Annotated in this window: 6 protein-coding genes; 1 reads left to right on the forward strand and 5 read right to left on the reverse strand. The window is 70.8% G+C overall.

All coding sequences use genetic code 11. The features are described from left to right. Positions 1-136 precede the first annotated feature (136 nt). On the forward strand, positions 137-1300 hold the full coding sequence (locus tag FNQ90_RS12025; RefSeq protein ID WP_182606369.1) for a cobalt-precorrin-5B (C(1))-methyltransferase: 1164 nt from the start codon (positions 137-139) through the stop codon (positions 1298-1300). 38 nt (positions 1301-1338) lie between these two features. Here the strand turns inward: FNQ90_RS12025 and FNQ90_RS12030 are convergent, their stop codons facing one another. The 5 genes from FNQ90_RS12030 to FNQ90_RS12050 form a co-directional block, all read right to left on the reverse strand. Then, positions 1339-2277: an NADP-dependent oxidoreductase gene (locus tag FNQ90_RS12030; protein WP_182606370.1), complete on the reverse strand. Its 939-nt coding sequence runs from the start codon at positions 2275-2277 to the stop codon at positions 1339-1341. Beyond that, positions 2274-2888, reverse strand: coding sequence for an AAA family ATPase (locus FNQ90_RS12035; protein WP_182606371.1), 615 nt, complete (start codon positions 2886-2888; stop codon positions 2274-2276). The genes FNQ90_RS12030 and FNQ90_RS12035 overlap by 4 nt, the downstream gene beginning before the upstream one ends. After that, a complete protein-coding gene (locus tag FNQ90_RS12040) occupies positions 2885-3598 on the reverse strand; it encodes an HAD family hydrolase (RefSeq protein ID WP_182606372.1) in 714 nt (237 codons plus the stop codon). The genes FNQ90_RS12035 and FNQ90_RS12040 overlap by 4 nt, the downstream gene beginning before the upstream one ends. 52 nt (positions 3599-3650) lie before the next feature. Beyond that, the gene (locus FNQ90_RS12045; RefSeq protein WP_228471066.1) at positions 3651-3923 is read right to left on the reverse strand and encodes an acyl carrier protein; all 273 of its coding nucleotides are present in this window, start codon (positions 3921-3923) and stop codon (positions 3651-3653) included. A gap of 114 nt (positions 3924-4037) precedes the next feature. Next, the gene (locus tag FNQ90_RS12050) at positions 4038-5039 is read right to left on the reverse strand and encodes a beta-ketoacyl-ACP synthase III (RefSeq protein WP_182606374.1); all 1002 of its coding nucleotides are present in this window, start codon (positions 5037-5039) and stop codon (positions 4038-4040) included. Positions 5040-5178 lie beyond the last annotated feature (139 nt).

Below are 5178 nucleotides of genomic sequence, written 5' to 3' on the forward strand. Positions count from 1 at the left end.
GGATGGGAGCCGCGAGGCCCCGACGGGGGAGATCGGCTCGGAGGGTGATGGCGGTGTGCGGCGCGGAGGCCGGGACGACGGGACCACCGGGAACCCCGGGAACAACCGGGAACAACGGGACGCCGGAGCCGGGACCGTGACCGAGCGCGCCCCCGCCGGGGGACGCGGCGCGCAACTGGCCCGGACCGGCCTGCGGTCCGGCTGGACCACCGGGGCCTGCGCCACGGCCGCCTCCACCGCCGCCTACACCGCCCTGCTGACCGGCGGGTTCCCCGACCCCGTGCGGATCACCCTGCCCAAGGGGCAGACCCCGGCATTCGCCCTCGCCGTGGAGGACCTGGCCCCCGACCGCTCCACCGCCACCGTCGGGGTGGTCAAGGACGCGGGTGACGACCCCGACGTCACCCACGGCGCGCTGGTCCGCTCCACCGTCCGCCGGCTGCCGCCCGGCTCCGGCGTGCGGTTCGTCGCCGGCCCCGGCGTGGGCACCGTGACCCGCCCCGGCCTGCCCCTGGAGGTCGGCGAACCCGCGATCAACCCCGTTCCCCGGCGCATGATGCGTGAGCACCTGACGGAGGTCGCCGTGGTACACGGCGGCGGCAGCCGCGACCGGGAACCCGACGTGGAGGTGACGATCTCCGTGGACCACGGCGAGGAGATCGCCCGTTCCACGTGGAACCCGCGCCTGGGCATCCTCGGCGGCCTGTCCATCCTCGGCACCACCGGCGTCGTGGTGCCCTACTCCTGTTCGGCGTGGATCGACAGCATCCGGCGCGGCGTGGACGTCGCCCTCGCCGCCGGCCGCGTCCACCTGGCCGCCTGCACCGGCTCCACCTCCGAACGGACCGTGGTCGCCGAGTACAACCTGCCGGAGGACGCCCTCCTCGACATGGGCGACTTCGCGGGCGCCGTGCTGAAGTACGTGCGCCGGCACCCGGCGCCCCGGCTGACCATCTGCGGCGGCTTCGCCAAGCTCTCCAAGCTCGCCGTGGGGCACCTGGACCTGCACTCGGCACGATCCGCCGTGGACAAGGGCTTCCTCGCCGAGCTCGCCCGGCGCGGCGGCGCGGGGGAGGATCTGGTCGCGGCGGTGGCCGGCGCCAACACCGGTCTGGACGCCCTCCAGCGCTGCCGCGCGGCCGGTGTGCCCCTGGGCGACCTGGTGGCGGTCGAGGCCCGGGACCAGGCCCTCGCCGTGCTGCGCGGGGCGCCGGTCGCGGTGGACGTGGTGTGCATCGACCGGGCGGGCACGGTGGTGGGCCGCAGTGCGGTCCACGGCCCGGAGGCCGCCTCGGATTGACGCACCGCGGCCCATGACCGCCACCCCCGGTGGTGGGTTCAGAAGCTCAACAAAAGCCTTCCCCGAACACCTCCCGCCGCCAAGCGGCGGTGGGCCTGTGCGACCTGTTCGACGGGCAGGATGTCGGCGGTGCGCGGCGTGAGACGCCCCTCGGCGGCCAGAACCACGATTTCCCGCAGGGCCACCGCCATGGCCGGATGGTCGAGCACGAGCGCCCGGTGAATCCTGATGCCGCGTTCCGGGGGGAGCGGGATCGGGCGGCAGGCGACGAACGCTCCCCCCTCACGGACCGCGTCGAGGGCCGGCCGGCCGAGGACAGCCGCGTCCACCAAACCGTCCACCCCACCGGGAACGGCCGCACGAAAGGTCCTCCCCGGGGTGGTGGAGCGGGGAACGACCACATCGGCACCGAGCCCGAGCACCGGATCCCGATCGCTCTCGGCGGCGTCCGCGACCACGCGCAGCCCCCGGTGTTTTCCCAGTTGGATGGTGAACCCCCCCACCGCACCCGCGGCACCGGTGACGCCCAGGGTGGCACCGGGAGGGAGCGACAGCAGCATGAGGGCCTGGTGCGCGGTCAGGGAATTCATCGGCAACCCTCCCGCGTCTCCGGGGTCGAGGCCCCTCGGTGGCAACTCCACCACCTGATCGGCCGGGACGACGACGTACTCGGCCTGCGCCCCGCCGGTCGGCGTGAAGGGATTGACGAAGGCCATGACCGGGCGACCGGTGATGTCATCCACCCCCTCGCCCACGAGGTCCACCGTCCCGGAGACGTCCATCCCCGGCACGTGAGGGGGTGGCAGGTGAGCCACGCGGTCGGCCAACGCCCCTTCCCGTAACAGCAGATCGGTGGGATTAACGGCCGCGGTGATGACCCGGAGGCGCACCTGGCCCGGTCCCGGGCGGGGAATCGGCAGGTGAACGACCTCCAACACCTCCGGCCCGCCGAAACGGGAAATGCCGACAGCCTTCACGATGATCTCCTTCCTCTCGCCGCTCGAACGTCTTCCATAAGGTCGAGGAGAGCCGTCTCGCGTTGCCCCGGGGTACCGGTGAGGACATGGACCCTCACCCCGGTTTCCTCCAACGTGCTGAGCAACAGCCGGTCGGAAAGGACGCGGAAGGTCCGACTGATCGGTGGTTTCCCGTCCCGGAGAGGAAATTCCACCGGAAGGTGCAGCCACAAGTCGTACGAGCCCACCGCCCGATGGATGATCTCCCGCCCCAGCCCCGCCACCACATCGGAGACGGGATCGGCGGAAGGGGGCAGCGGTTCCTCCCGTTCCGGACCGGGATGTGTGCCCACCGCCAGCCGGACGGTGGCATACACCCATTCGTGCAGTGTCGAACCGTCGGAGAGGAAACCGGTCGTACACCGTGCCTCCTCCAGCGAGCGCTCCACGTAACGCCGGACGGTGAGCTGCAGGAGCCCCACGGAGTCCACCTCGTCCAACCCCGCGGGCGGCATCCCGGCGGGGTCCCGCATGGGGGAGCCGTGCACCACGGGAAGACCGGTGCGCGCGGAGACCGCCCGGGCCAGGGTGCTCTTTCCGGCTCCGTGGGCTCCCGTGATCGCCACCCTCATCGCCGGCCCCCGATCCTTCGGGCCCCGACGGGAAGGGGCAGAGGGGGAGCGGCCTCGGTGGCCGGAAGGAACTTCCAACCGGACGTCCGACCGACGGCATGAAGGACGGGGTCTCCGCCCACCACCACGGCCTCCCCCGTCAGGCGGAGCATGGGCAGGTCGGACTCGTGGTCACCGTAAGAGACGCAACGCGCCGGACTCACGCGCAAACCCTCCAGCAGGTGACGCATCGCCTGCTCCTTGGTCGGTCCGAGCATCTGGACGCTCAACCGGCCGGTGAGCCGGCCGGCGCGCTCCTCCGGACACGAACACAACACCACGTCGGCGCCCAGGTACCGCGCCAGGGGGTCCAGGCACGGCGAGAAGGAACCGGACACCAGGACCACCACATCCCCCCCGTTTCGGTGTTCCTCCAGGGCCCGAACGGTCCAGGGGTTGAAGAAGCCGCCGTTGTCCAGTTCCCGGCGAAACCACTCCTCCCCCTGCTCCAGGAGTTCCTCCCGGTCCGCCCCCGCGTACCAGGAGAAGTACAGGCTTCCGGTCTCGGAGCGCGGGGCGCCCGTGACACGGAGGGCCTCCAGGTGCCGCATGTGGTCCCGGAAGACACCGGGCGGGTGTCCGGTGAGGGCCAGCCGGTACTCCAGGAAGCGGAACATGCCGACGACAGTGGTGAGCGTGTGATCGACGTCGAAGAACGCGACACGCGACACGCGGTGGGAAGTGCCGGCTCCCGGGGCACGGCCCCGGGAGCCGGTCGATGTTTCACCCACGGACGCCCTTGGAACGCAGCAGGTCCACCACGTCGGCGGGGGTGCGGGCATCGATGATCTCGGCGTCGGCTATCTCCACCCCGTGGGTTCTGGAGAGCTTGACAGCCAGCTCGACGAGTACGAGGGAGTCGAAGTCCAGGGTGGCGAAGGGGACATCCGAAGCCATGTTCTCCGGCATCTCGTGGACGGTGTGCAACAGGTCCAACACACTCGCCGTGAGATCATCGGATCGGTGGGTCGGATGGGTGGAAGAACTCACCTGCATGTGGTTCACGACATGTCCTTTCTCCGGAATTCGTGACTTTCGCGTGGGACGTGTGTGGCCGGTCATCGAGGAATGCGGTCACACCGGCCCGGAGCCCGGGGCGGGAGCCCCGGTTCAGGCGGGGGTGAGGTCAGGCCAGGTGAGGACCACCGAGCCCCAGGTGAGTCCGCCGCCGAAGGCGGTGAGCAGGACCCGGTCCCCCGGAGCCACGGCATTCCTGGCCACGGCATCGGCGAGAGCGAGCGGTATGGAGGCCGCCGAGGTGTTGCCCACCCGCTCGATGTTGGTGACGACGCGCTCCGTGTCGAGTCCCAATTCATCTGCCAGGGCATGGAGAATCCGCAGGTTGGCTTGGTGCCCCACGAGTCGATCCACCGAATCGGCGGTCCAGCCGACCTGTTCCAGCAGTCCGGTGGAGGAGCTGGCCATGCGGTGCACGGCGTGCTGGAAGACCTCACGGCCGCGCATCGTGAAGTAGGCGTCCTCCGGAGTGGGAGGAGCGTGGGAGGCCCGTTGCCGGGACCCTCCGGCGGGTATGTGGATGAGGTCCTTGTGGCTTCCGTCCGAGCCCAGGTCGAAGCCCGCCAGCGCGCCGACCTCCTCCGGAGTTCCCCTTCTCAGCACCACCGCCCCGGCTCCGTCGCCGAAGATGACGGACGTGGTGCGGTCCTCCGGATTGAGGATGGTGGAGTACGTCTCCGAGGCCACCACCAGCGCCCCCCGGGATCGGCCCGCCTCGATCGAACCGGCGGCGCAGGCCAGGGCGTAGACGAAACCGGAACACACGGCGGAGAGGTCGTAGGCGGCGATCTCCCCCAGCCCGAGCCGGGCGGCCACGTCGGGAGCGGTGGCGGGACACGGGTGATCGGGCGTGGTGGTGGCCAGGACCAGGGTGTCCACGGTGACATCCGGACCAGCCGATTTCAAAGCCCGGTGGCCGGCCTCCACCGCGAGGTCCCCGGTCGAGACCCCGAGGTCGGCCCAGCGGCGCTGACGGATGCCGGTGCGGGACCGTATCCATTCATCGGAGGTGTTGAAACGTTCGGCCAACTCCTCGTTGAGGACTCTGCGCGGCGGAAGATGGGTGCCCAGGCCGGCAAGCACGGCGGCGGTCATCCGAGACCTCCGCGGTTGTGTGAACACATTGCGGTCTCCCGATCCGAAGGGTGAGGTGTGAGACGTTTTCCCGGTGGTTCCCGATTGGTTGGGGGGGACGAAAGGGCGCCGAGCTTCGGAGGACCGTGGGGTGCGGGGC

Origin of the sequence: Streptomyces alkaliphilus, assembly GCF_014141535.1 — a bacterium.
GTDB lineage: Bacteria > Actinomycetota > Actinomycetes > Streptomycetales > Streptomycetaceae > Streptomyces > Streptomyces alkaliphilus.